Consider the following 25735-nt stretch of genomic DNA (forward strand, 5'->3'; position numbering starts at 1 on the left):
TAGCTAATTTGTATAAAAATATCTCTGCACACGACAAAAAAAACAAAAAAGTCTGTTAAAGCAAAGGCATAATAGTAATTTTTAAGACGAATCAGACCATGCCAAACTTTAACAGACTTAGTGAGACTTTAACCCAAAACCTGAGCATGAACAAGGCAAGAATCAATTGTTTGAGCCTAATGATAATAGCCCTGATTACTGCTCAAAGCAGTAATCTTAAAAAAAATAGCAAGACACCTTCCTAAGGGTGGCAAGACCGACAGTCACTATCGCAGACTACAGCGATTTTTTGCCGAAGCGAGGATAGACTACGATCAACTGGCTTTAATGATATATCGACTATTTGGGCTAGGCAAAGTCACCTTAACCATTGACCGCACCAACTGGAAATGGGGTAAAAGTAACCTCAACATCTTTATGCTAGGGGTGGTATATAAAGGGATAGCCATCCCCTTATACTGGCAAATGCTAGATAAGCGAGGTAATACAAACCATCTTGAACGCTGTGAACTTATTGAGCGGTTTATCAAACAATTTGGCAAAGATAACCTTGAGATGATAGTAGCAGACAGAGAGTTTGTTGGCGAAAAATGGTTTAACTGGCTCACCAATAATCACATACCCTTTGCCATACGGATTAAGAAGAACAGTAAAGTTAAGAATCATCATGGCAAGTTGGTACAGATTAAAGAGTTATTACGCCATGTTAGCCATCAAGAAACATATCGACATGGACGAATACTGACTGTCGATGGTTGTTTGGTTCGAGTATTTGCCAAGCGTGATAAAGACTATGGTTTAGTGATTGTGGCCACCAATCAACTAGAAACAGTGGATGCGATGACAAGCTATGCTAAGCGTTGGGAGATTGAGACTTTATTTGCTTGTCTAAAGGGCCGTGGCTTTAATCTTGAAGATACCCACTTAACCCATCTTGATCGGGTCAGTAAATTAGTCGCAGTGAACGCCTTAGCATTTTGTTGGGCTTATCATGTCGGTATTTATAATGACAAAGATAAGCCGTTAAAGCGCAAGTTAAAGTCAAACGCTCGACCTCAAGCCAGTTTGTTTGCGCTTGGCCTGGATGTGTTGATTGAGGGCCTTCACTTGGTGTTCTTTAACAATGATAAGACTGTATTTCGACAGTTAGTTAGCTTTTTAACCCCTAAACCTATGAAAATCGGGTGGGGATGATTTTTTTGTCGTGTGCAGAGTAAAAATATAATAAACACTAGGCGAAATTCACCTCCACCCTAATGTCGGGTGGAGTCCTCTTTCGCTTTTAGATAGGTGACGTCTACTCTATCACTGTAACGATAGGTACGTATCAGACGCAGCTCAACAATATCATTCATATCTTCGGTAAATTTACCAAAGGGCGCCGCTTGTCTGACCGACTGCTTGGCCGCCTCATCTAGTATCGTCGAGTTTGAGCTCTCAAGTAAACGAATGGCTTTAATATTGCCATCATTGCTGATAATCACCATCAAACGTACCTCGCCGGTGATACCTTGGGCGCGCGCTTGCGCAGGATATTGCAGATTCCCGACGCGCTCAACGTGCTCACGAAAAGTGTTGATATAATCGGCAGCGGCGCCGCGGGTGGTCGAGTTACTATCGACGGTCACGACTTTTGATTTGGTCGCATACAGCTGTTGCCGCTGTGACAGCTGCGCCTCTAAAGTCGCGATTTGTTTACGCAGACGCTCTTCTTGCGCCTTCATATCATCTTGCTCTTGCTTGCTGTCATTATCAGACTCGACGCTCGCTTGACGCCAGCTGAGAGTGGTACGTAGATAGCTTTCTTGATAGCGCTGCTGCCGAACTTGACGCTGCAAGTCAATCACATCTTGTGTCTCACTCATTTGCTCGGCTGCCACCGGACTACTCTGGTCGGTTTCTTGGCGTATTTGCTCTTGCACCGTGCCGCCGCCTTGTTGGGACGCATTGGCAATAAACTGCGCATCTTCATTTGGCTGCATATTCTCGGTCAAAGCTTTTGCAACGTCCTGCATCATGCCAGCAGGGTCTTGCCCCAGCGAAAAACTAATGCCAAAAATAATCAGCGCATGAACACTGACGGCTATCACCGCCGCCATCGGCAAACTGATATCGCGCTTGGGCGCTTGCGCTGAAAAATGATAGCTTTGCGAGTCTTTAATCGAAGTCACAGTGGGTCTCAGCTGATGAATATAGTAGATTCCATTTAGAAATGTTATAGGACTGCTGGAATAAATTTTGCGAAGCCTCTGGAGTGCGAAGCGCACAGCAAGCGAGGAAAATTTATTCCAGCAGAGCGCTATTTAAACGAACCACTTTTATATTGAATTGGCTATATAAGGGCGGTCGATACAAGGCGTCATAGGCGCTCTTCGGTAAACTAAGCACTCGTCGACCAATACCGGCGCTATCATACCATGAGATAGAATTGCGTCGCTAGCACAAGCGTATACCGTCGCTACTTAATCAATCACTTACCTACAGGCAGGTTTACGTGCCGGTTTATCCCCTGCTAACCTAATAATCCGCGTTTTTAAAAAGTAACCTCGCACAGGTTTTGTAGATTTGATAATAAATAGCCAAACTGCTCAATGATACAAAACGTAGACGTCCATTTTGCCTACTGTCATTTTGATATATACTGTTTTATAAACTCTTTTTGCGCCTGCTATTAAATAATGAATAATTATAAGGATAATAAGTTTGAGTAATTTCGAGCATATGGACAATATGGATAATTCAGACAGTTTTGAAGAGTTATTTGACAGTATCGCTGACCGTTTTGACGAGTCCTTTAGCGATGGCTGGGAGCGTCTTAGCCAAGCCGTCAAAACTATCTATGACAGAACCACGGATAAATTCGAGGAAGAGCTGTCCTTGCCGGTTGCCCAAATTTACGTCAACGATGCGCTGCAAAAATTTGTCACCGATAATGTCAAAGCCATTTTAGAGCTGCGCGTTGAGATACATGACGACTGGTTTCGCTTGTATTGTACGATTGATGTTGGCGGGATTTATGCAGAAGTAGCAAGTAATTTTAGCTTGGTTCATGTGCAGCTTGATCGCAACGTCCAGCGCTTTGTTTTTGGACAGCTGACTTATACCGATGTCCTTAACCTACGCTGTGAATCCTTTATCAAACGCCAAGGGCTTAAACTGTTTATTTGGTTTTATCATAGCGTACTGAAAAAAGACCCCTTAGGTTTCATCTTGTCTTATATCAATATAGCCCGTGCCAAAGAAGAGATTATCTACCTTGATATCAATCGCTGGCTAAAAAAGAACAAAAAAATAATGAGCACCTTATATAAAGTGCAAGTCAATTATGGTGAGCTTGAAGAAGAACAATTGGTGCTTAAAACCCAAATCAATTATCGAGATTTGCTGGCCAGCAATGCCAATGAAGATATCATTAGCGATAAGGATGAACCTGAATTGATGCAAGGGCCTATCAATCCGATTGCTGACGCCACGGAGCCAAGTTTAGAACCTACTTCATAAGCCTATTTTTATAGACGTATTACAAACCTTCCAAACGCTGCCTACAAAAAACGCTAATACTTAAAGACGATTATCTTTAAGCATTGGCGCTTTTTTAATGAATACTGACTCTATCAACTTGTAGGAATCATAGGCTTACCAATAGTTTTCTACTGCGATATTGCCCTCGCCGCGGCGATTCATCACTAAGCCTAAGCTCTTTAACGTCTCTTTAGTATCTTCGACCATTTCTGGGTTACCGCATAGCATCACGTGCGTACTATCGACGTCTAAGTCAATGCCAGCGCGCGCTTGCAACGTGCCATCTAATAAGAGTTTTGGCAGACGTTCTGTCAAAGCCCCTTCGACAGCTTCACGAGTCACGATGGGTATAAAAATCAACTTGGCTGGATGATCAACCAAGGAGCCAAAGTCTTCTTGTAAGCTTTCAATCTTCTCGATATAAGCCAACTCTTCTGTCGAGCGCGCACTATAAGCAAGGATGATATGCTCGTAGTCTTCCCATGTTTTTAAGTCTTGCAGCATTGATAAAAATGGCGCTAAACCTGTACCTGTTGCTAGTAACCATAAATCTTTTGGCAGCGGTTTTTGATAACGGGCTAAGGTTAAAAAGCCAAACGGCATGGTATTGAGTAGTAGCTCATCGCCGACTTCTAGGTGTTGTAGCTGTGAGGTAAAGGCGCCATCAGGGATAACAATAGAGAAGAATTCTAATACCTCATCAAAGGGTGACGATACAATAGAATACGCGCGGAAAATATCTTCATTTAGCGCTTTATTTACTGTTTTGTCCAGTTCTTTATCATCAGTATCAGCTACTGCATTCAACTGCTTATAGTAGTTTAATTGACTGGGATTAACGCCCAAGCGTACAAACTGTCCCGCGGTAAATTTAAAACTAACAGGACGACTGACGGTAAAGCTAAAGAGATTGGGCGTCCACGTGGTTTTGCTGAGCACCGTTACTTTTTGAATATTGTCACTCATAATAATGATTCACCCTCGTTTTTTGTGATTTATTATTGATAATTGCTTATGGTTATAGATGGCTATGTTTTTGACTTTTTAAAGGCTTTAAAAAAAAGATGCGCCAAGCTTATTACAGAGCTGGCGCATCTTGGTTTTCTAACCGTCATTATCAATAAGCAGCGGTTATCAATATCGAAAACCTCTGCTCACATTTTATACTTACCAAATACGAGCCAAACTTGCCCATTCAATCATACTATTCGGCAATATACCAAAGAAGAGAATGATGGCGGTGACGGCGATAACCATGATACCGCCCGTACGCAAGCCCCACTGCTTTGAGACGTCAAATTCAGTAAATTGTTTTGGACGTTTAAATAGCGTGAGCATGACACGCAAGTAATAAAACAGACCAATAGCACTACCCAAGATAATCATGCCAGCCAAGAACCAGTTGGTACCTTGAACGGCGGCAAGAATCGCAAATAGCTTAGTGATAAAGCCTGCGGTCAATGGAATACCTGCCAATGACAACATCATAATGGTCATAACCGCGGTCAATACCGGACGACGCCAGAACAGCCCTTGATAATGGGTCAATTCATCCGCTTCACCCGCCAAGCGATACGGGCTCGACATCAAAGTAACAACACCAAAGGCACCGATAGAAGTAAAGGCATAAATCGCCATATACATGCTTGAGATACTATCAGCGGCTGAGCCAATGCTGACAATCACGATAAGCACATAACCCATATGGGCGATCGACGAGTAACCAAGCAGGCGCTTAAGGCTGGTCTGACGTACCGCTAATAAGTTACCCACTAGTATCGACAAGGTTGCCATAACCATGAGCAGCATCTGTACTGATGGCAGCGCCAATAGCGACGTATCAATTAAGAAGCGAACGGCAAGCGCCATCATCGCCACTTTGGTGACCGATGCCAAATAAGTAGCGACAGGTGCTGGTGCGCCTTCGTACACATCTGGCGTCCATATGTGAAATGGCGCGGCAGACAGTTTAAAAGCAATACCAAACATCATCATCGCCGTACCGACGATTAATAGTGGCGACTCAAAGAGATCGACCAACGTCATACTGATAGGCTTAAAAGCAAGCGAACCCACTTCTGCATAAATAAACGCCATCCCCATCAGCAGCGTTGCTGATGCCGTGGCTGAGAGCACCAAATACTTTAGCCCCGACTCAAGCGAGCGCTTACGCATATAGGTATAAGCCAGCATGCCGTATAACGGAATCGATAGCATCTCAAGGCTCATAAAGAATGAGGCTAAATGCTGGGCGCTGACCATGAGGAGCGCACCGACAGTCGATAGCAGCATGAGCAAATACAGCTCTTCTTTATGATCATCTAAATCGGCTAGATAGGCATAAGACAGCGTAAAACAAGCCAAAGCACAGATTAAGATAACCACCATATTAAACTGGGCAAAGTTATCAATCACAAACAACTGCTCAGCTGTTGGCACAAGCGTACCGCTATCGATGATGCCAGCCATTTGCCCAAGCAAGGCAAACAGCCCTATGTTTAAACCAACCACCGAAATGGTACCGATCACCATATGTGAGCGTTTAATGGTGATGGCAATCATCACTACCAATACAGTCAACACTACCGCAATGATTGGCGCATAAGGCATCAGCCCCATCAAATCATTCATCGTAAATTCATTCATGACTTAACGTGCCTCCATTGCATCAAGTAGCTGCGATGCGTCTACTTGTGTCACTTGACTGTACATATATGCGTTATTAATCCACTGCATGGCATGACTTGAAGTGTCAAGGAACGGCTGTGGATACAGACCGAGCCAGACCAAGCCTGCTGCTAACATAAGCAGCAACGACAGCTCGCGCTTACCCAAATCTTTTAATGGACGGGACGGCAAACCATGGGTTTCGGTTTCTCGTAACGCTACTTCTTTAATATTATTGCTACCGAACATGGCACGGTGAATTAAGATAAGCGAGTATAAACCTGCCAATACCAAGCTAAAGGTCGCAAATACCACAAACACTGGATAATCAGCAAAGGCGCCAAATAAAATCAAGAATTCGCCGATGAAGTTACCGGTACCCGGAATACCAAGTAAAGCGGCACAAAAGAACATCAGAATCGGTGCATAATAACGGAACTGACCCCACATACCGCCCATCAAAGTCAAATCGCGCGTATGCAAGCGCTCGTATAACTGCCCTGCCATAATAAACAGTGCCGCTGAGCTTAGACCGTGCGCCAGCATCTGAATCATCAAACCTTGCAAGCTAATTAAAGTACCCGCGTAAATGGCCAAGACCACAAAACCCATATGCGAGATACTGGTATAAGCCAGTAAGCGCTTCATATCAGTTTGCATAAAGGCCAGCCATGCCCCATAAAAGATACCTATGGTACCCAAGGTTATGGCAATCGGCGCAAAATCTTGTGACGCTGCTGGGAATAACGGTATGACAAAACGAATCAAACCATAAGCAGCAGTCTTAATCAAAACCCCTGCCAGATCCACCGAACCTGCGGTTGGCGCCTGCGCATGGGCGTCAGGTAGCCAGCCGTGAAAAGGGAAAATCGGCAATTTAACGGCAAAGCCAATAAAGAAGCACAGCATGATCGGATATTCCCAGCCACCAAGTGAGGTGCCGAGTAAGTCATTATAATTAAAGCTCACCACGCCTTTTTGCGCATAGCTGATAATGACCAATATCAAAATACCGACCAGCATGATAAGACCAGAGGCTTGGGTATAAATAAAGAACTTGGTTGCCGCGTATTCTTTGGTCTTGCCGCCAACCACATCATGACCCCAAATAGCGATCAAGAAGTAGATTGGAACCAGCATCATCTCCCAAAAGAAGAAGAATAAGAACAGGTCAATGGCTAAGAAAACACCAATCACGCCGCCCAAACTCCATAGCAAGTTTAGGTGAAAGAAACCAACGCGGCGCTGAATCTCATTCCACGAACAGGCAACCGCCGCAATACCTAGCAGACCTGTTAGGCCAACCATCAGCAGCGATAAGCCATCTAGCGCTAAATGAAAACTGATACCAAAGCTTGGTATCCATGGCACCATGAATTCTGCAACCCATGGCACGTTTGCCTGAGGCGCAATCACTTGCTTACTCATGCCGCTATAATCGCCGTATTGCCACAATACCAGTGACAAAGCAAAGGTCAACGTCATACCGATTAGAGCAATCCAGCGCGGTAGACGTTTATTAAAGCGTTCGACCAACCAACATAGCAACCCTGCGATAAAAGGAATTGCGATTAATGCTGGTAGCATCCACGTTTGTTGTAACTCTATCATCTTATACCACCGTCATCATTACCAGCACCAACAGCACAGCCACGCCTAAGCCAAAGCTTGCAGCGTAACCTCGAAGTGACCCTGTTTGCGTCGCAGACAATACCTTATTACCAGCAGAAGCCAGTTTCGGCAAAATAAGCCACGTTTTATCGATAGGGTCGGCTTTAAATAAGCGGCCGATGAACAAAAAGGGTTTTACAAAAACTATATCGTATAGCGCATCAAAGCCCATACCGTGATAGCACCAATGATATAACGCTGCGCCTATAGAGGTACGCTTAAAGCGAGTCAGCATGCGACCTTTATCGGCGACATATAACAGTGCTGCGAGAATTAAGCCTGCAAGCATAGCGCCCATGGCGATATATTCCGCCGTATGTTTGTCATGCGCTTGACCAGCCACTTCTAATAAATGCCCAACGCTTTCTGGTAACACGCCTTGTAGTGGCGGCGTAATCCACGCACCAACGGCAGTTGATAATACCAGTAGCACCGTCAATGGCAGCCAATATGACACACCAGATAGTTTATGCGCGTGGGTTTTTTCTTCACCAAAGAAGATAATCCAAATCATACGGAAGGTATAAAGCGCGGTTAAGAAGGCACCGAATACGCCCATATAGAATAGGACTTGATGACCGGTTGCGTAACTTTCCCACAAAATCGCTTCTTTAGAATAAAAACCAACGGTGACCCAAGGAATCGCTGCAAGCGCACCGCCACCGACGATATAGCACCAAAATACTAGCGGTATCTTTTTGCGTAAGCCGCCCATCTTAAAGATATTTTGTTCATGATGTACCGCAAGTATGACCGCACCTGATGATAAAAATAGCAAGGCTTTAAAGAAAGCATGCGTCATCAAGTGGAAAATAGCTCCTTGCCATGCACCGACGCCGAGTGCTAAGAACATATAGCCAATTTGGCTCATGGTCGAATAAGCAAGGATACGTTTAATATCAGTTTGTACCAGCGCACAAAATCCAGCAACGACGAGCGTCAATGCACCCACTGCCCCAACCCAGTACAACAATACGCCCGGTGTGAGGAGAAATAATGGATGTAGACGCGCAATCAGATAAACACCCGCAGTAACCATCGTCGCTGCGTGAATCAAAGCCGATACAGGCGTTGGACCTGCCATCGCATCAGCAAGCCACGTATGTAGTGGTAGCTGCGCTGATTTACCCATCGCACCACCAACGAGCATCATGGTGGTCAAAATCATCGTTGGGTTATTAATATCAAAGATTTCCGGCGCACGGGTAATAATTTCTTGAATATTAAGGGTGCCAAATTCGCGGAATAATAAAAACAAACCAAAGGCTAAGAACACATCACCAACGCGGGTGACGGTAAAGGCTTTAATCGCTGCCCGACCATTAGCGCGGTCTTGATAATAAAAACCAATCAGCAAGTAAGAACAGATACCGACGCCTTCCCAGCCAAGATAAAGTAAGAACAAGTTATCCGCCAATACCAGCAATAACATGCTGGCGACGAATAAGTTCATATAGCTAAAGAAGCGCGCAAAGCCTGTTTCGCCTTTCATATACCAGGCGGCAAACAGATGAATCAAAAAGCCGATACCGGTAATAACACCCGTCATCGTCAATGCCAAGCCATCAAAGCTTAAGCCAAAACTTGGCGCGAAATCCCCAACTTGAAACCACGTCCATAGCGGAATCTCGATGACTGTACCGGCAGGATTACTGGTCAAAAAGGTATAGCTAACTACCAGCGTGCATAGCGCTGATAGCAGCATGCTACCGACACCAACAATCGCTGCCACCTGCTCGCTTAAGTTGTCGCGCATAAAGGCTAAAATCAAAAAGCCAACGAGCGGGAATATAAAGGTTAATGGTAATAAACTCATGACATCATCCTTTCATCTCATTGGCGCTATCGACATCGAGATGCCCACGCTGATGGTAAAACCGCAATAATATTGCCAAACCAATGGCTGCCTCTGCTGCTGCTAGTGTCAAAATAAAGATAAACATTATCTGTCCATCTGGATCGACCCAGCGGCTACCGGCGACCACAAATGCCAAAGCCGTCGCATTCATCATGATTTCAAGGCTCATTAGCATAAATAAGAGATTACGCCGTACCATGACACCGCACAGACCGATTGCAAATAATATACCGGCCAAAATCAATCCATGGCTCATGGGTATCATACCCAGTACATTTTGCGCCTCAGTAGCAGGCTGCACAAAGCCTGCTACCTCGTGGGCAAACGGCACATTTACAACCTCCTGTGCCACGCTCGCTGCTAGTACCATCAGTCTGACTCCTTGCGCGTGACTTGTTGTATATCCGCTTGCTTACCGACATTCATACCGACATAGTCAAGCGGGTCAACCTCTTTATATTCGTATGGTTCAGCTCTGTTTAGCGCCTCAATATCAATCGGCATGCCATTATCATCATAATGTTTGATACTAGCGACATTTGGATTAGACGCTTGGCTTGCTTTGTTATTATGTCCTTTATCATAGCCTTGAGCGTCGTGACTGATAATCTCATCATCACTAGACTCTTTACCCAAATGATAAGCAGCCACCAAGGCAGCTAATAATAGCAATGCTGCCACTTCTACCAACATAACGTATTTGGTAAATAGCACCGTACCGACGGCTTTAGCTGAAATGGTCGTACCACCAATCATTGCCGTATCGGTATGATTAAGACCTATCAACGCATATAGCACAACCGCGATGATAATAGTTAACCCCGTCGGTACCGCCCAAGTGCCCGCATCAAGCCAGCTTTCTTCACGCTCATCATTACTCATGCCAAGGTTTAGCATCATAATGACGAATACAAACAGCACCATAATGGCACCGGCATAAACAACAATTTCAAGCGCACCAGCAAACGGCGCACCTAACACAAAGAAAATACCTGAGATGGCCAATAACGACACAATCATCGATAAAATAGCATGCACTGGATTGGCGAGGGTCACCACGCGCAAGCTGGCAAATATTGCCACCGCTGCCAGCGCATAAAACCCTGCCAATTCAGGACTGTTTAAGATATTCATCATGGTAGCAAGCTCCTTAGATCAATCGGTGCCGCTTCATTTTGCGCTGCGCCTTTTGGTTTATCTGCTACCGCCATACCCGTCACGCGATAATAGTTATAATCGGGATATTTACCCGGTCCAGAAATCAGCAAATGCTCTTTTTCATAAACCAAGTCTTGACGGACATATTCGCCCATCTCAAAATCAGGCGTCATCTGAATCGCCGTCGTCGGACAGGCTTCTTCACACAAACCGCAAAAGATACAACGTGAAAAGTTAATGCGGAAAAATTCTGGATACCAGCGACCATCTTCACGCTCGGCTTTTTGCAAAGAGATACAGGCAACCGGACAGGCTACGGCACATAAGTTACAAGCCACGCAGCGCTCATCACCATCAGGGTCACGCGTCAACACAATACGGCCACGAAAGCGTGGCGGTACTGGCACCGGCTCTTCTGGATAAAGAATGGTGTCGCGCGGCCTGATTGCATGACTATTGACCATCCACATACTGCGGACAATGGTAAACATACCAATGACGGTCTTTTTTATCGTAGTAAACATGGGATTATTATCCTTATCAGCTTTACCCTAGTTCATCAGTAATGGCTAGTAATGGCTACTAGTAATGACTATAACGTTGGGGAAAAAATCAAAATCACTGCGGCAGTCACCAAGAGATTAATCAAAGTTACCGGCAGGCAGATTTTCCAGCCAAAGTTCATCACCTGATCATAGCGCGGACGCATGAGTGAGCCTCGAGCCAAAATAAACATGGTCATAAAGAATAGCGTTTTAATCATGAACCAAAAAGCTGGTGGAATAAAAGGAATATCTAAATTAAACGGCGCAAGCCAACCGCCAAAAAACAAACAGGTCATCAAGGCAGAAATCAGCACGACGTTGACATATTCGCCGATAAAAAACATACCAAACTTCATGCCCGAATATTCGACATGATACCCTTCAGCAAGCTCTTGCTCGGCTTCTGGTTGGTCAAATGGATGTCTATGGGTGACAGCAACACCAGCGACAACAAAGGTTAAAAAGCCAAAGAATTGCGGAATGATATACCAGCCGTCAATTTGCGATTCAACAATTTCACGTAGGTTAAATGAGCCCGTTAGTGCAACCACACCCATCAATGATAAGCCTAAGAAAACTTCATAACTGATGGTTTGTGCTGCTGAACGTAAGCCGCCGAGTAGTGAGAACTTATTGGCAGACGCCCAACCACCGAACATCACCGCATAAACTGCGATACCTGCCATGGCAAAGAAAAACAAAATACCGATATCCCAATCAGCTACCCCAAGGGTTGGCGAGACAGGAATAATGGCAAAGGATGCCAACGCAGTAAACATGGCAACCGCTGGTGCCAAGGTAAACATAAACTTATCGGTAAAGTTTGGCGTCCAATCTTCTTTAAAGAAGATTTTGAGCATATCAGCAACCAGTTGCAATGAGCCAAACGGACCCACACGGTTCGGACCGTAACGGTCTTGCCAAAGCGCTAGCATGCGGCGCTCATAAACAATCATCAACGCCGCCACGATAACCACCACTAAAAAGATAACCAGCGCCTGCACGACCATAAAAAGTATCGACCAGGTATCAAAGGTCATCATACCAGCCAAAAAGCTTGGCACATCAGGGATAATACGGGTAACTTGCAAATTACACCTCCTGTGTGGTGGTCGGCGCGCTATTTACTGGCGTGGCGCGGTTATTGTTGTTGGCTGTGACAGCATTATCAGTTGCCATACTGCCCATCATCGTCACCGGCGCATCGACTTTGCGTACTGACGCTGGCATGGACGGATGGATAATACTCACCTGCCCAACCGGATAGCCGATACAGCCTTCTGCTAAGTAACCAACGAGCTCAACGGGTAAGGTAATTTGCTGTTTATCAATCTCAATCGCTAGGTAATCACCCGCTGCAAGACCCCATGCTTTGGCATCATCGATACCGACGCGCCACGTAGCGAGCGGCAATTGCTCAGCAACCACCGCGCTACGTGATGCCATCATCGAGCTGGCATACAGGTTATAAATTGGCACCAGTTTGGCTTGTCCTTGCTGCATATCTGTCGTTGTTGCTGAAGTAGCTTCTGGCGCGACATATTGGCGCGTAGCAAGGCGCTCTAAGCGATCAAATAAACGGACGCCCGGATCGCCATTTCTCAGGCTACCACCAACTTTATCTTGGTATTTATTCCACGCTTGCGGTGAGTTCCAACCGGCCGCACTGGCAAAAGGAATCATCGAGCTTGGCGTCTGCTTACCGCTATAACCTTCCATTGAGAAGGTTAAGCCGGTATCCAAATCTTTTGGTTGCATCGGCTCATGCACAGATACGGGCGCACGCATCGAGGTACGACCTGAGTAGCGACGCGGCTGACGGGCAATTTTTAGACCAGTCATGCGGTAATCAGCGTCAGGAGCGGCGTCTTTAATACCCGCAAGCTTAGGATGGGTAGCGATTAGAGCATTGATAACGTCATCAAGCAGCGTCCAATCGACATCACGATCTTCCAAGCTGCTATGAACTGCATGCAACCAGCGCCAGCCTTCTTTGATACTGCTCATTGGATGATAGTATTCGTTATCATAAACTTGGAAGAAGCGCTGTGCACGACCTTCAGCAGAGATAAGCGTACCATCTGCTTCTGCGAAGCTTGCGGCTGGCAAGACGATATCGACGTCTTTATGCCAATCAAGCAATTGATGGTCAAGGGCAATAACGGTTTTATCCGCCAATAGCTGGGTTAACTTATGCGCATCAATGGCATCGGTTAATTGGTTTTCGGCCACGATGACCACATCAAAATCGGTCGCTAATAACTCTTCAACCGATTGACCACCAAGCATACAAACGCCAATACTATTGGCATCGGGAACCGCCAAATAAATACCCGCTTGCGCGTGATAGTTTTTATTAACCTCTTTGAGCTCAAGCTTGGTTGCAGGCTCGCGCTCGACATCGTCTTGCGCTTCGGTATCAACGCCAGTCTCTGGTTTATTTGGTTTAGCAGATAAGTCTTTGTCTTCGCTTTGCTGCGCCGTTGCTGCTTGTGCTTCAGCAGCTTCGACCTTAGCGTTATGCGCTTCGACCTGCTGCTGCTCAGCGGCTTTAATCGCCGCACGCTTTTGGGTCAGCGCTTGGGTGATTTGCGCCGCTGCTTCTATCAAAGCAATCGATGATAAACTAGTTCCCGAGACCACCAAAGGTTTACCAGCTTGGATTAAATCATACGCGATTTGCTGGGCTAGCGCTTGCATTGGGTCAGACGCTTCATCAGCATCTTGTTGAACACGTTGCGCGTCTGCTATTTGCGCTAAATCATCTGCAAGATTAGCAATCGCATCGGCGACTTTAAAACCAAGCTTGGTAATATCTTCTGGTGTCGCAACGACGCTGACTTTACTGATATCTTCTAGTTTGGTTTGGATAACATCGATGATATAGACCGGACTTTGCACGCCTTGTCCAATACGTTTAACGGGCTCAGCCAGCCAAGATTGGGTTTTGGTCGCTGCTGCCATTTTGATGGCTTCGTTTTTCGCCGCTTGACGAATCGATAGCGCCACACGCGATGAGGTTTGGGTAATATCTTCACCCAATACCAATACCGCGTCATGGCTTTCGATATCAGCCATACCGGGGTTATAAATACCTTCAGTGCTTAATACTTCAATACATTTATTGACCAGTGCTTGCTGCTGATGGTTTAGGCCGGTTGAAAAGCTATCAAAGCCAACCATGTTTTTTAGCGCAAAGTTAGTCTCAAGACTGGCACGTGGTGAGCCAATACCGATAACTTTTTTGTCTTTGATACGTTTGATGGTTTCATCAAGCGCATAATCGATATTGATTTTGACATGCTTGTCATTGATACGCTCAAGCGCCTGTGTTGGGCGATCTTCGCGATTGACATAACCGTAACCGAAGCGACCACGGTCACATAAGAAGTAACGGTTTACTTCACCGTTATAACGGTTTTCGATACGGCGCAATTCGCCATAACGCTCGCCCGCTGAGATGTTACAGCCCGCTGAGCAGCCATGACAAATGCTTGGCGCGTATTGCATGTCCCACTTACGGTTATAGCGCTCAGAGTGGGTTTTATCGGTAAATACACCGGTTGGACAGACTTCGGTTAGGTTGCCTGAAAACTCGCTTTCGAACTGACCGTCTTTATCACGGCCAAAATACACGCGTTCATTTGAGCCATAGACGCCCAAATCTTCGCCGCCCGCGTAGTCTTTATAAAAACGTACGCAGCGATAACAAGCAATACAGCGGTTCATTTCATGCGCAATAAACGGTCCAAGCTCTTGATTGTGATGAGTACGCTTGGTAAAGCGATAGCGACGACGGCTATGACCTGACATATAGGTCATGTCCTGCAAATGACAATGTCCGCCCTCTTCACAAGTTGGACAGTCGTGCGGATGGTTGACCATCAACAGCTCAACCATCGACTTACGAAAGGCTTTGGCTTCATCGTCGGTGACCGAGATGTACATATCATCGCTAGGGGCGACCATACAGGACATCACCAAGCGCCCGCGACCCGCTTCCATATCTTCTTTATTTTGATATTGCTTAACCGCGCACTGACGACAAGCACCTGCTGAGCCAAGGGCTGGGTGATAACAAAAATACGGCACATCAATGCCAAGTGACAAACAGGCTTGGAGCAAGTTGTCGCTGCTATCTACTTCGACAGTGGTTCCATCAATATGTATGACTGCCATGCCGCTCTCCTTATTTCACTTCTGGCTGTTGATGAGCTGCAGCCTCAATGACATCTTCGCCAACCGCCTGCGCAATTTTTTGATCAAACTCAGGACGGAAATATTTAATTGCACTCATCAGTGGCTCCATCGCACCCGGCGCATGGGCGCAGAAGGTTTTACCGATCCACAAGTCACGGGTTAAGCCTTCTAACTTCTCAACGTCACCGATTTGACCTTGACCGTCGTTAATAGCGGTGAGCAATTTAACGCCCCACGGTAGACCATCACGGCATGGCGTACACCAACCGCACGATTCACGCTGGAAGAAAATCTCAAGGTTGCGTAGTAATGGCACCATGTCTTGTTCTTCATCGACGACCATGATTAGCCCAGTACCCATACGGCTACCAGCTTTTTGAATGGTGTCAAAATCGACAACGGTATCTAAATGATCAGCGGTTAAAAAGTCGGTTGATGCGCCGCCCGGCAGCCATGCTTTAAGCTTTTTACCTTCTTGCATACCGCCAGCAAAATCTTCGATAATTTCGCGCGCCGTATAGCCGAAGGGTAGTTCCCATAGACCAGGATCATTGACCAAACCTGAACAACCAAATAGCTTGGTGCCTGGGGTTTCGACCACGCCTTTGGCTTTTGGTAAGTCTTGATACCATTTACTGCCGTGCAAAATAATCGCTGAAACGTTATGCAAAGTTTCAACATTATTAACGACGGTCGGACGTCCCCATGCACCTGCCACTTGTGGAAACGGCGGCTTAGTACGTGGATTGGCACGGCGACCTTCTAGGCAGTTAATCAAAGCGGTTTCTTCGCCGCAAATATAACGACCAGCGCCGGTATGAACGTGCAAATCAAAGCTAAAGTCTGAGCCTAAGATATTATCGCCAACCAAGTTATTGGCACGCAATTCTTCAAGCGCCGCCGTTAGACGCTCTGCTGCTAAGATATATTCACCGCGAATAAAGATATAACCGGCCGTTGCCCCAATCGCGTAGGCAGAAATCAACATACCTTCGATAAGTTGTAGCGGTAGACGCTCCATTAAGAGACGATCTTTAAAAGTACCCGGTTCCATCTCATCGGCATTACATACGAGATAACGTGGACCGCCATCGGGTGGCGCCATCAGCGACCATTTGATACCAGCTGGGAAACCTGCACCGCCGCGACCTTTGACCACTGCTTCTTTAATGGTATTTAGAGTATCGGCTGGTGATTGGTTTAAAGCCATTTTTAAGGCTTCAAAACCGCGTAGCGATTCATAAGTGGCTAAGTCCAATACCGCATCGTGATGGGCAAGGCGCCATGTTAGCGGTTTGGTTTCACTGGTAGCGGTTGCTTTGTCGCCATAAACAGGAATGCGCTGGTCATTTAATTGGCTTGGCGCTTTGCCTTGACCGCGACGAGCAATCTGCTCTGAAATGGTTAAACTCATGCGTATAGCTCCAACAACTGGGCGACTTCAGTGGGCTGCACAGGACCATAGGTGTCTTCATTGATTAACACAGAAGGACCTTTGTCACAGTTGCCCAAACAGCAAATCGGCAATAGCGTAAAGCGGTTGTCAGCGGTGGTTTGACCATAGTCGATGCCCAGCTGCGCTTTTAATTCAGCCGCCAGCGCTTCGTAGCCCGTTAAATAACAAGCGACCGAATCGCAAATAAGGATGACATTGCGACCGACCGGCTGACGATAGATACGGTTAAAGAAAGTTGCCACCCCATCCATGTCGGTCACAGGGATATTTAAAATATTAGCGATGGCATTAACTTGCGCATCATCGACCCAGCCGTTACGCTTTTGTACGATTTTTAGGGCATCTAAAGACGCTGCTCGCGGATGGGGATAATGATGCATAAACTCATGGATAGCCGCAATCTCTTCTGCGGTTAAGATACTTGCCACATCTACTTTTGGCATTTTATCGGAAACAATTCTCATAATCTTCTTCTTTCCTCACTCAGCCCACTGTGTATATAGCGCTTGGCGCAGCAACAGCGTTTTGGTGTGCCAGTCTGGCGATAACATATTAATAAAACGAGTCTTACTTTTAATATTTAACATCTAGCACTTAACGGTCACAATCGGCCATGACGATATCAATCGAGGCCAAATACATAATGGCATCAGAGACCAACGAGCCATTAATCACCGATGGCATTTGCTGCAGATGCGCAAATGTCGGCGTACGGATACGAGTACGATAGCTCATCGTCGCTTTATCTGAGGTGATGTAATAACTGTTTAAGCCTTTGGTGGCTTCCACAATCGTGGTGCACTCACCCGCTGGCATCACAGGACCCCAAGAAACCGAGATAAAGTGGTTAATCAAAGTCTCGATATCGTTTAAGGTACGGTCTTTCGGCGGTGGTACGGCCAATGGATGATCTGCCTTATAAGGACCTTGCGGCATATTATCCATACATTGACGGATGATACGTAGCGACTGGCGCATCTCCTCGATTTTTACCATACAGCGATCATAAGCATCGCCGTTATAACCGACTGGAATCTCAAAGTCGTAATTCTCATAGCCCATATACGGACGCGCTTTACGCAAATCAAAATCTAAACCTGTGGCACGTAAACCTGCGCCAGTCACGCCCCAAGCCAATGCTTGCTTGGTATTGTACTGGGCAACGCCTTGGGTACGACCTTTTAACACACTATTTTGCAATGCTGCTTTTACGTATTCATCTAAACGTTTTGGCATCCAATCTAGGAACTCACGAACCAAACGCTGCCAACCGCGCGGTAAGTCGTGTGCCGTACCGCCGATACGGAACCAAGCAGGATGCATACGGTAGCCAGTCACCGCCTCGATGACGTCATAAGCTTTTTGGCGATCGGTAAACATATAGAATACCGGCGTCATACCACCGGCATCTTGAATAAAGGTACCGACGAATAGCAAGTTATTGGTAATACGGAAAAACTCACTCATCATCACACGGATGGTTTCAGCGCGCGGCGGCACCGTAATCCCAGCAAGCTTTTCAACCGACATAATATACGGTAGCTCATTCATCACACCGCCGAGGTAATCAATACGGTCGGTATAAGGAATATAAGAATGCCAAGTTTGACGCTCAGCCATTTTTTCGGCGCCGCGATGGTGATAACCAATATCAGGAATACAGTCGACGACTTCTTCACCGTCAAGCTGTAGTACTAAACGGAATGCACCATGCGCTGATGGATGGTTAGGACCAATGTTCAAGAACATAAAGTCTTCATCACGACCCGAGCGTTTCATGCCCCATTCTTCTGGAACAAAACGCAGGTTTTCTTGCTCATATTGTTGCTTGGCGTTATTTAAAAAATACGGGGTAAATTCTGTCGCGCGCGCATGATATTCTTTACGCAGTGGATGACCTTCCCAATATTTAGGTAATAAGATACGCGTTAAATGTGGATGGCCACTGAAGACAATGCCGAACATGTCCCAGACTTCGCGCTCATACCAGTTGGCATTTGGCCAAATTTTGGTCGCGCTTGGTACGTTGAGATCTTCCTCGCTTAGGGCGACTTTGATACGCACATCGCTATTACGCTCAAGCGACATCAAGTGGTAAAACACCGTAAAATCACTGTCTGGCAAACCTTGACGATGTTGACGCAAGCGCTCATCTATCGCGGATAAGTCAAAGAGCATAACGTAAGGTTTTGGCAATTTACGCAGGTATAATAAGACGTCTAATAAGTCGGCACGCGCCACCCACACCGTTGGAATCTCATCCACCGTGTGCTGCACAACAAACTTACCAGCATATTTTTCTTCCAGCTCTTTGATAACTGCTGGTACAGGTTTGATCTTATCCCTGTTGTTAGGATCCATGTTATTAGGATCGATGTTTTCAACTACCGTGACCATGAATGATGTCTTCCTTCATTAATCATAACCCAGCTATGTCAATCATAACCGAGCTGTGATAAGCGTACGCGCACTTCTAAGAATTATGAACAATTGAGCTAATAAACTAGATACTGTCTGGGCTACGCAAGTTTTTCACCGCGATACGGTCCGCTTGCTTACGGTCACGCTCAGGCGTCATTTGCGGCTGATAAATGCCCTGCTCATTAACATGAATACCTAGCGGACGGCGTTCTTTAGTAATCGATTCTTGCAGCAGCATCAAACCTTGAATCAAAGCTTCTGGACGCGGCGGACAACCCGGCACATAAACATCGACAGGAATGATTTTATCGACGCCTTGCACCACTGAGTAGATATCATACATACCGCCCGAGTTGGCACACGCGCCCATCGATATGACCCATTTTGGCTCAAGCATTTGCTCATAAAGGCGCTGAATAACCGGTGCCATTTTCACAAAGCAAGTACCAGCAACAATCATTACGTCTGCCTGACGGGGCGAGGCGCGAATGACTTCGGCACCAAAACGTGACAAATCGTGTACGGCGGTTAAGGTGGTGGCATATTCGACATAACAGCAAGAGGTACCAAAGTTAAATGGCCATAGTGAGTGCTTGCGCCCCCAGTTTGCTGTTGAATGGACAAGGTCTTCAAGACGACCCATAAAGACGTTTTTATTGACTTCTTCTTCGATAGGGTCATTGACCGTTTGACTGGTCTGTGCAGGATAGATATCTGCATCAGGGTTGGCTTTTGTTAATGTGTATTTCATAACATACAACCTTTATTTTAAGCGCTGCGTGACAAGTATTTATCATCACTAGCGCCATAACTTCTATTATTAAATAAATGACCATTTAGGTGTAAACAAGACTGCTATAAGCAATGAACTTAAAGCTAGTCTTGTTGTGCAGCAGTGGCAAAATCCACTGACGTCACATTACCCGTGGTATTAATATGATCGATATTTTGTAAATGGCGACGATTGGTCTCGATATTGTTTGAGACATTAATTTGCCCTGAAGACTGCGCCGGTATCTTGCCTGTTGGGTCAACCATCAGCTCATCAACGCCATCAAACTTGGTGATGTCGGCCAAATTAAAACCGGCTGGCGCCGCATATAGACGCGCTTGTTTACGGCGTTTATCCGCTGGTGCCCAGTTCATCGCGCCCAGACTCAGCTCATATATCAGACCGATGATTAAGATTGTGATAAAGATGGCGGCGGCAGCAAACCCTAACCAGCCGGCTTCGCGCACTGAAACGGCATACGCATAAAGATAAAGCGCTTCTAAATCGAAAATCACAAAGAAAATCGCCACCAAATAGAATTTTGCAGACAAACGAATGCGGGCATTGCCAGCTCCGACAACACCCGCTTCAAATATCTCTTCTTTTTGTGTGCCCTGAGAGCGACCGCCAAGCAAGCGCGGAACGACCAGCATAAAGACAACTAGCCCAATGGCGGCTAAAATAAAAGCAATTGCTGACCAATTAAAAGCAGACATGATAATACGTGCTCCTCACCCAATCGAGTGTCAAGCGCACCGCGAATACTCACAAATGATGGTGGTAATGGCGATAAGCATAACGCAGACGAAAACACAAAGTAGCTGTCATTGACTCATTTTTGAGCAAATATATTTAAACAACTCAAGGACTGTGATAAACCCATGACTATTATAGCTACTGTGCTGGTAATAACCAATTATCAAGCTTATTGACGACGATGTCAGACATGACCAACTATAGATATTCCGGCATGCACGCGGATAAAAGGCTGGTCGCCCAACGCATCTTTTAACAACGTAAGATCAACGTATTAAATCAATATCGTATTTATTGGCGTACTTAATTGATTTAATAGCTCATACACGTGGTCAACAATGACGTGACAACTGGCATAAATTATTTACGTACTATACGCATATCGGCAATCAAAAGCTAGTTTTTAACTGCATTGAATGGTCATTTTATCTGCAAAAAAAATATGTTTTTTTTACCATAAACTATGTTATAGACGTTACCTTATATTACGTGCGAATCTGAATTTTTATGTGGACGCTGCTATATATAGTGTAAGCTGCGCAAAGCAAACACTTTTTTAACTCAAAACCCGCTACCAACTCCTCGCCCAAAGACAGGATTTTTGCTTTATAATAGCCCACCTCATTTTGACGCTTTGGCGTTATTTGAACACACATTTTGTTACCCTTTATTATTGGGTGTACTTTACCGAAAATATCGTCTTTATTAAAAATACCATCCTTATTGACGTTATGATTTTTATTATTATCATCTTAATAAAATCAGCGTTTGATTAAAATCATCGTTGTATCCCAAGCATCGCAGCCTTTTATCATATTTTGCTTAACAACGACTTTCGTCAACGATGCTACTATCCGTTATTCGTTTTATCTTCTTTTTTGCTTTTGTCTTACAGGTCATCTTATGAGTCAACTTAATCCCAAACAACAAGAAGCCATGCTTTATGTCTCAGGACCTTTATTGGTATTGGCTGGGGCTGGCTCCGGTAAAACCTCGGTGATTACCCGTAAAATCGCTTATCTCATCGAAGAATGCAACATGCCAGCCGAGCGTATCACCGCGGTGACCTTTACCAACAAAGCGGCGCGTGAGATGAAAGCGCGGGTCAGTAAATTGCTGCCAAGTGAAAAAACTCGCGGTCTGACGGTATCGACCTTTCACCAATTTGGCTTGCAGTTTTTGCGTTACGAGCTGATTCATACGCCATTGAAAGGCAACTTTTCCATCATGGACAGCGATGACAGCAAGCGACTCTTAATGGAGCTGATGATGCGTGACAATTTAAGCGGCGCCGAAAGCCGTGAGCTGGTTGGCAAAGCGATAAAAATGATTTCTGATTGGAAAAATGATTTGATTGAGCCGGATAAGGCGATGGAAACCTTAGACGACCCAGAAGATATGATTTTTGCGACGCTTTATGCCTTATACGAGCGTAACTTGCGGGCTTATAATGCCGTTGATTTTGATGATTTGATTGTACTGCCGACCAAAATCTTACGTGAAAACGCTGAGCTGCGCGATAAATGGCAAAACCGTATTCGTTATTTATTGGTCGATGAGTATCAAGATACCAATACCGCCCAGTATGAGATGATTAAATATCTGGTCGGACCACAAGGGCGCTTTACCGTCGTAGGTGATGACGACCAATCTATCTATGCCTGGCGCGGCGCCAAGCCTGAAAATATGGCGCTGCTCAAAGAAGATTTCCCGAAATTAAAAATCGTCATGCTTGAGCAAAATTACCGCTCGACCACGCGTATTTTGACCTCTGCTAACGCTGTTATTACCAATAACGAGCATTTATTTGAAAAGAAACTGTGGTCAGATAAAGGTCAAGGCGAAAAAATTCGCATTATTAACTGCCGTAGTGATGACGATGAGTCCGAGCGCGTGGCAAAAGAAATCGTCACCCATAAACTGCGCTTTGGCAATGAGTGGGAGCAGTACGCCGTTCTTTATCGCAGTAACTTTCAGGCGCGCATGCTTGAGGCGCAGCTGCGTCAGTTGCAAGTGCCGTATAAATTATCGGGCGGTCAATCGTTTTTTGCCCGTAGCGAAATTAAAGACATCATGGGTTATCTGCGCTTAATTTTAAACCCAGAAGATGACAGCGCGTTTTTAAGGATTATCAATACGCCTAAGCGCGGCATGGGACCCGCTACCCTTGAAAAGCTAGGTTTATTTGCCCAAGAGCATAGTATTTCGCTACTCGCTTCTTGTACTCACGCTGGTCTTGCTCACGTATTGCCGTCAAAAGCCTATGGTACGCTAAAAGAGTTTGGCGACTTTATCGAGCACTATACCCGCGAGCTCGATCAGCACCCCGACCCTGTGCCTATTGTGCGACAGATGATTGATGAAACTGGCTATATCGACTCTGTGCGTAGCGATGCTAAAACTCCGCAACAAGAAAAAAACCGTATCGATAATATTGATATGCTGTATACCAGTATTCAATCGCTGATCAATCGCGCTGAGGAAGATGAAGACCGCACCATTGATACCATTATTCGCAAGCTAGTTTTACTGGATATGCTCGAGCAGCAGCAAGAAGAAGAAAATACCAATAAAGTGAATCTCATGACCTTGCACGCGGCAAAAGGTTTGGAATTTGATTATGTTTATATCATGGGGCTTGAAGAAGAGCTGCTGCCGCACCGCAACTCTATCTTAAGCGAAACCGTTGAAGAAGAGCGGCGCTTAATGTATGTGGGTATTACCCGTGCTCGCCGTGAGCTGACATTAACGCTTGCCACCCAGCGCCGCGCTGGCGGACAAATGCGCGTCACCTCTGAATCACGGTTTTTAGATGAGCTCCCAGAAGATCATATCGACTGGCCAGCCAAAGCGAAAAAGAAAAAAGCCAGCAAAGACCCTGAAAAAGTTGCTGATGAATACTTGGCCAATATTCGCGCCTTACTGGGAAATCGTTAAGTTTAAAACTTAAAAACCTCATGCTTTGAGCGCTTAAAATAAGCGCTAAGCGTCATTTTTATATTTATACCTTTTAAAAAAACTTGGAACCTTTATGCCCACCTCGACGCCGAATCCTGAACGACCAACGACACGACAAGGCGACTACAATCCAGCAGAGTCTAGCGGCGAATATAAGCTGCTGTATTTGCAGGAGCTGGTTGCTGATAAAGCGTACGAGGCGATTACCGAGTTTTTAGAAAAGCAATCAGAATACGAGATTGCCAGCTTACTCGAGTCCTTTCCTAGTCAAAATCGCTTATTGATTTGGGCGCAAGTGCCAGAAGACATCAAAGGTGAAGTGCTTGCAGAGCTTGAGTTTGATACCCGCCAACCGCTGCTTGAAAACGTTTCTTCAAAAGAAATCTCGCTGTTTACCCAAGACCTTGATGCGCAGGACATCTCAGAGATTTTAGATACCGTCACCGAAAGTGTGCGTACCTCGGTGATGGCGACCTTGGATGAAGACATCCGTGTGCAGGTCAATAAGCTCGATACCTATGAAGACTGGGAAGTCGGCAGTTATATGGACCCTGAGCTTATCCAAGTCAGAGAGGATATCTCGCTTGCTGAAGTACAAAACTGGCTACGCGAAAATGCCGATTTACTCGATGAGGAAAGTAAAGAGCTGCTTGTCGTTGATCAAAGCCAGCAATTGCTTGGCCTGCTCAGTTTGGCGGATTTGATTAAACATGATCAAACGATGTTGGTGGCTGATTTGATTCATAATGCCATCACCGTTAATGATCGCCTAGACATTCAAGATGCCGCAGCGATTTTCCGTTCAGAAGACATCCGCTTCGCCCCTGTCACTAACAGCTATGGCGAGCTGGTCGGTCAGTTAAATGGCGAGGACATCATGGAGATTATCCAAGATGATGTCGATAGCACCATGAAAAACCTTGCCGGTGTTAGCCAAGATGAAGAGTTGTTTGCCCCAATTTTAACCAGCGCCAAAAGCCGTAGTGTTTGGCTCGGTATTAATTTATTTACCGCGCTATTGGCCGCTGCAGTCATTGGACAGTTTGAAGCGGTGCTAGCAAAGGTTGTGGCGCTGGCGATACTCATGCCTGTGGTTGCTAGTATGGGCGGCATTGCAGGCTCGCAGACCTTGACGGTAGTCATTCGCGGGATGGCAATGGGTCAAATTGGTGGCTCAAATCGCTTGTGGTTATTAAATAAAGAGCTGTGGGTTGGCGCGATAAACGGTATCATATGGGCGATAATCATGGCGATTATTGCCCAATTGTGGTTTCATGATATTAAAATCAGCGCCGTTATTGGTCTTGCCATCGCGATTAACATGACCGCCGCCAACGTGTCGGGTATTAGTATTCCGCTCATGCTCAAACGCATGAATATTGATCCTGCGCTATCTGCCTCGGTTATCCTAACCACCGTGACTGACATTGTCGGCTTTATGTCGTTTTTGGGCTTGGCAAGCGTGCTGATTCTTTAGTCGACCGCCCATGAAAAGTTGAAAAACAAAAGTTAAAAATCAGCAGCTATATCTATCTAAAAGCGAAAGAGGACTCCACCCGACATTAGGGTGGAGGTGAATTTCGCCTAGTGTTTATTACCCCACTCTCAACTTATTTTTCTAAGGTATTGGTTTACGTAGTTTTTAAAATTTCAGTTAAAACAATTAGAATTTTAAATTCTATAAAAATCAAAAGCCTACGATAAGTTGAGATTGGCGTATTTATTATATTTCTTAGATTAACACATGAAGT

General features: G+C 45.5%; 19 protein-coding genes. 4 read left to right on the plus strand and 15 right to left on the minus strand.

Annotated features, from left to right (window positions below; genetic code table 11):
• Positions 1-225: 225 nt before the first annotated feature.
• Complete coding sequence (locus B3R91_RS00975) at positions 226-1194, plus strand: IS4 family transposase (protein ID WP_286795943.1); 969 nt, start codon at positions 226-228, stop codon at positions 1192-1194.
• 59 nt (positions 1195-1253) lie between these two features.
• Here the strand turns inward: B3R91_RS00975 and B3R91_RS00980 are convergent, their stop codons facing one another.
• The gene (locus B3R91_RS00980; protein ID WP_227514963.1) at positions 1254-2171 is read right to left on the minus strand and encodes an energy transducer TonB; all 918 of its coding nucleotides are present in this window, start codon (positions 2169-2171) and stop codon (positions 1254-1256) included.
• Between the two features lie 550 nt (positions 2172-2721).
• Here B3R91_RS00980 and B3R91_RS00985 point away from each other — a divergent pair.
• Positions 2722-3501: a hypothetical protein gene (locus tag B3R91_RS00985; RefSeq protein WP_156508516.1), complete on the plus strand. Its 780-nt coding sequence runs from the start codon at positions 2722-2724 to the stop codon at positions 3499-3501.
• A gap of 135 nt (positions 3502-3636) precedes the next feature.
• On the opposite strand, the gene B3R91_RS00990 is transcribed toward B3R91_RS00985, so the two are convergent.
• The 14 genes from B3R91_RS00990 to ndhC all read right to left on the minus strand — a co-directional run bounded on the left by B3R91_RS00990 (position 3637) and on the right by ndhC (position 20986).
• Positions 3637-4488, minus strand: a complete 852-nt coding sequence (locus tag B3R91_RS00990) for a ferredoxin--NADP reductase (protein WP_286795924.1) — start codon at positions 4486-4488, stop codon at positions 3637-3639.
• 201 nt (positions 4489-4689) lie between these two features.
• Complete coding sequence (locus B3R91_RS00995; protein WP_286795926.1) at positions 4690-6168, minus strand: NADH-quinone oxidoreductase subunit N; 1479 nt, start codon at positions 6166-6168, stop codon at positions 4690-4692.
• Positions 6169-6171: 3 nt separating this feature from the next.
• The gene (gene nuoM, locus B3R91_RS01000) at positions 6172-7800 is read right to left on the minus strand and encodes an NADH-quinone oxidoreductase subunit M (RefSeq protein ID WP_102077393.1); all 1629 of its coding nucleotides are present in this window, start codon (positions 7798-7800) and stop codon (positions 6172-6174) included.
• A 1-nt stretch (position 7801) separates the two neighbouring features.
• Entirely contained in the window at positions 7802-9676 is a 1875-nt protein-coding gene (nuoL, locus tag B3R91_RS01005; RefSeq protein ID WP_286795929.1) for an NADH-quinone oxidoreductase subunit L, read from the minus strand.
• Positions 9677-9680: 4 nt separating this feature from the next.
• Positions 9681-9989: an NADH-quinone oxidoreductase subunit NuoK gene (gene nuoK / locus B3R91_RS01010; RefSeq protein ID WP_102077418.1), complete on the minus strand. Its 309-nt coding sequence runs from the start codon at positions 9987-9989 to the stop codon at positions 9681-9683.
• 98 nt (positions 9990-10087) lie between these two features.
• A complete protein-coding gene (gene nuoJ, locus B3R91_RS01015; protein WP_286795931.1) occupies positions 10088-10855 on the minus strand; it encodes an NADH-quinone oxidoreductase subunit J in 768 nt (255 codons plus the stop codon).
• The gene (nuoI, locus tag B3R91_RS01020) at positions 10852-11400 is read right to left on the minus strand and encodes an NADH-quinone oxidoreductase subunit NuoI (protein WP_068406521.1); all 549 of its coding nucleotides are present in this window, start codon (positions 11398-11400) and stop codon (positions 10852-10854) included. Before nuoI ends, nuoJ begins: the two co-directional genes overlap by 4 nt.
• Before the next feature lie 68 nt (positions 11401-11468).
• On the minus strand, positions 11469-12464 hold the full coding sequence (gene nuoH, locus B3R91_RS01025; protein WP_102077419.1) for an NADH-quinone oxidoreductase subunit NuoH: 996 nt from the start codon (positions 12462-12464) through the stop codon (positions 11469-11471).
• 49 nt (positions 12465-12513) lie between these two features.
• Entirely contained in the window at positions 12514-15600 is a 3087-nt protein-coding gene (gene nuoG, locus B3R91_RS01030) for an NADH-quinone oxidoreductase subunit NuoG (RefSeq protein ID WP_286795934.1), read from the minus strand.
• A 10-nt stretch (positions 15601-15610) separates the two neighbouring features.
• Complete coding sequence (nuoF, locus tag B3R91_RS01035) at positions 15611-17035, minus strand: NADH-quinone oxidoreductase subunit NuoF (protein ID WP_201541871.1); 1425 nt, start codon at positions 17033-17035, stop codon at positions 15611-15613.
• On the minus strand, positions 17032-17541 hold the full coding sequence (nuoE, locus tag B3R91_RS01040) for an NADH-quinone oxidoreductase subunit NuoE (RefSeq protein WP_068406529.1): 510 nt from the start codon (positions 17539-17541) through the stop codon (positions 17032-17034). The genes nuoF and nuoE overlap by 4 nt, the downstream gene beginning before the upstream one ends.
• A 130-nt stretch (positions 17542-17671) precedes the next feature.
• Complete coding sequence (gene nuoC, locus B3R91_RS01045; RefSeq protein ID WP_144297226.1) at positions 17672-19474, minus strand: NADH-quinone oxidoreductase subunit C/D; 1803 nt, start codon at positions 19472-19474, stop codon at positions 17672-17674.
• Between the two features lie 106 nt (positions 19475-19580).
• Positions 19581-20249, minus strand: a complete 669-nt coding sequence (locus tag B3R91_RS01050; protein ID WP_068406534.1) for a NuoB/complex I 20 kDa subunit family protein — start codon at positions 20247-20249, stop codon at positions 19581-19583.
• Positions 20250-20374: 125 nt separating this feature from the next.
• Positions 20375-20986 carry an NADH-quinone oxidoreductase subunit A gene (ndhC, locus tag B3R91_RS01055; RefSeq protein WP_102077400.1) on the minus strand — a complete coding sequence of 204 codons (612 nt, stop codon included), beginning with the start codon at positions 20984-20986 and terminating at the stop codon, positions 20375-20377.
• 943 nt (positions 20987-21929) lie between these two features.
• On the opposite strand from ndhC, the gene B3R91_RS01060 reads away from it, so the two are divergent.
• Together B3R91_RS01060 and mgtE are read left to right on the plus strand one after the other, a co-directional pair.
• On the plus strand, positions 21930-23963 hold the full coding sequence (locus tag B3R91_RS01060) for a UvrD-helicase domain-containing protein (RefSeq protein ID WP_286795939.1): 2034 nt from the start codon (positions 21930-21932) through the stop codon (positions 23961-23963).
• 94 nt (positions 23964-24057) lie between these two features.
• Complete coding sequence (mgtE, locus tag B3R91_RS01065) at positions 24058-25461, plus strand: magnesium transporter (protein ID WP_286795941.1); 1404 nt, start codon at positions 24058-24060, stop codon at positions 25459-25461.
• Positions 25462-25735: the final 274 nt, after the last annotated feature.

It is taken from the genome of Psychrobacter sp. UBA6291, assembly GCF_002439405.1.
Taxonomy (GTDB): Bacteria; Pseudomonadota; Gammaproteobacteria; order Pseudomonadales; family Moraxellaceae; genus Psychrobacter; species Psychrobacter faecalis.

Bases quoted from the DNA above. Each gene is read 5' to 3' on its own strand.
- B3R91_RS00985 (WP_156508516.1), top strand. From the start codon at position 2,722: ATGGACAATATGGATAATTCAGACAGTTTTGAAGAGTTATTTGACAGT.
- ndhC (WP_102077400.1), bottom strand. From the start codon at position 20,986: ATGTCTGCTTTTAATTGGTCAGCAATTGCTTTTATTTTAGCCGCCATT.
- nuoF (WP_201541871.1), bottom strand. From the start codon at position 17,035: ATGAGTTTAACCATTTCAGAGCAGATTGCTCGTCGCGGTCAAGGCAAA.
- nuoL (WP_286795929.1), bottom strand. From the start codon at position 9,676: ATGAGTTTATTACCATTAACCTTTATATTCCCGCTCGTTGGCTTTTTG.
- nuoE (WP_068406529.1), bottom strand. From the start codon at position 17,541: ATGAGAATTGTTTCCGATAAAATGCCAAAAGTAGATGTGGCAAGTATC.
- nuoH (WP_102077419.1), bottom strand. From the start codon at position 12,464: ATGATGACCTTTGATACCTGGTCGATACTTTTTATGGTCGTGCAGGCG.
- nuoC (WP_144297226.1), bottom strand. From the start codon at position 19,474: ATGGTCACGGTAGTTGAAAACATCGATCCTAATAACATGGATCCTAAC.
- nuoG (WP_286795934.1), bottom strand. From the start codon at position 15,600: ATGGCAGTCATACATATTGATGGAACCACTGTCGAAGTAGATAGCAGC.
- B3R91_RS01050 (WP_068406534.1), bottom strand. From the start codon at position 20,249: ATGAAATACACATTAACAAAAGCCAACCCTGATGCAGATATCTATCCT.
- B3R91_RS00990 (WP_286795924.1), bottom strand. From the start codon at position 4,488: ATGAGTGACAATATTCAAAAAGTAACGGTGCTCAGCAAAACCACGTGG.
- nuoJ (WP_286795931.1), bottom strand. From the start codon at position 10,855: ATGATGAATATCTTAAACAGTCCTGAATTGGCAGGGTTTTATGCGCTG.
- B3R91_RS00995 (WP_286795926.1), bottom strand. From the start codon at position 6,168: ATGAATGAATTTACGATGAATGATTTGATGGGGCTGATGCCTTATGCG.
- mgtE (WP_286795941.1), top strand. From the start codon at position 24,058: ATGCCCACCTCGACGCCGAATCCTGAACGACCAACGACACGACAAGGC.
- nuoM (WP_102077393.1), bottom strand. From the start codon at position 7,800: ATGATAGAGTTACAACAAACGTGGATGCTACCAGCATTAATCGCAATT.
- B3R91_RS01060 (WP_286795939.1), top strand. From the start codon at position 21,930: ATGAGTCAACTTAATCCCAAACAACAAGAAGCCATGCTTTATGTCTCA.
- nuoI (WP_068406521.1), bottom strand. From the start codon at position 11,400: ATGTTTACTACGATAAAAAAGACCGTCATTGGTATGTTTACCATTGTC.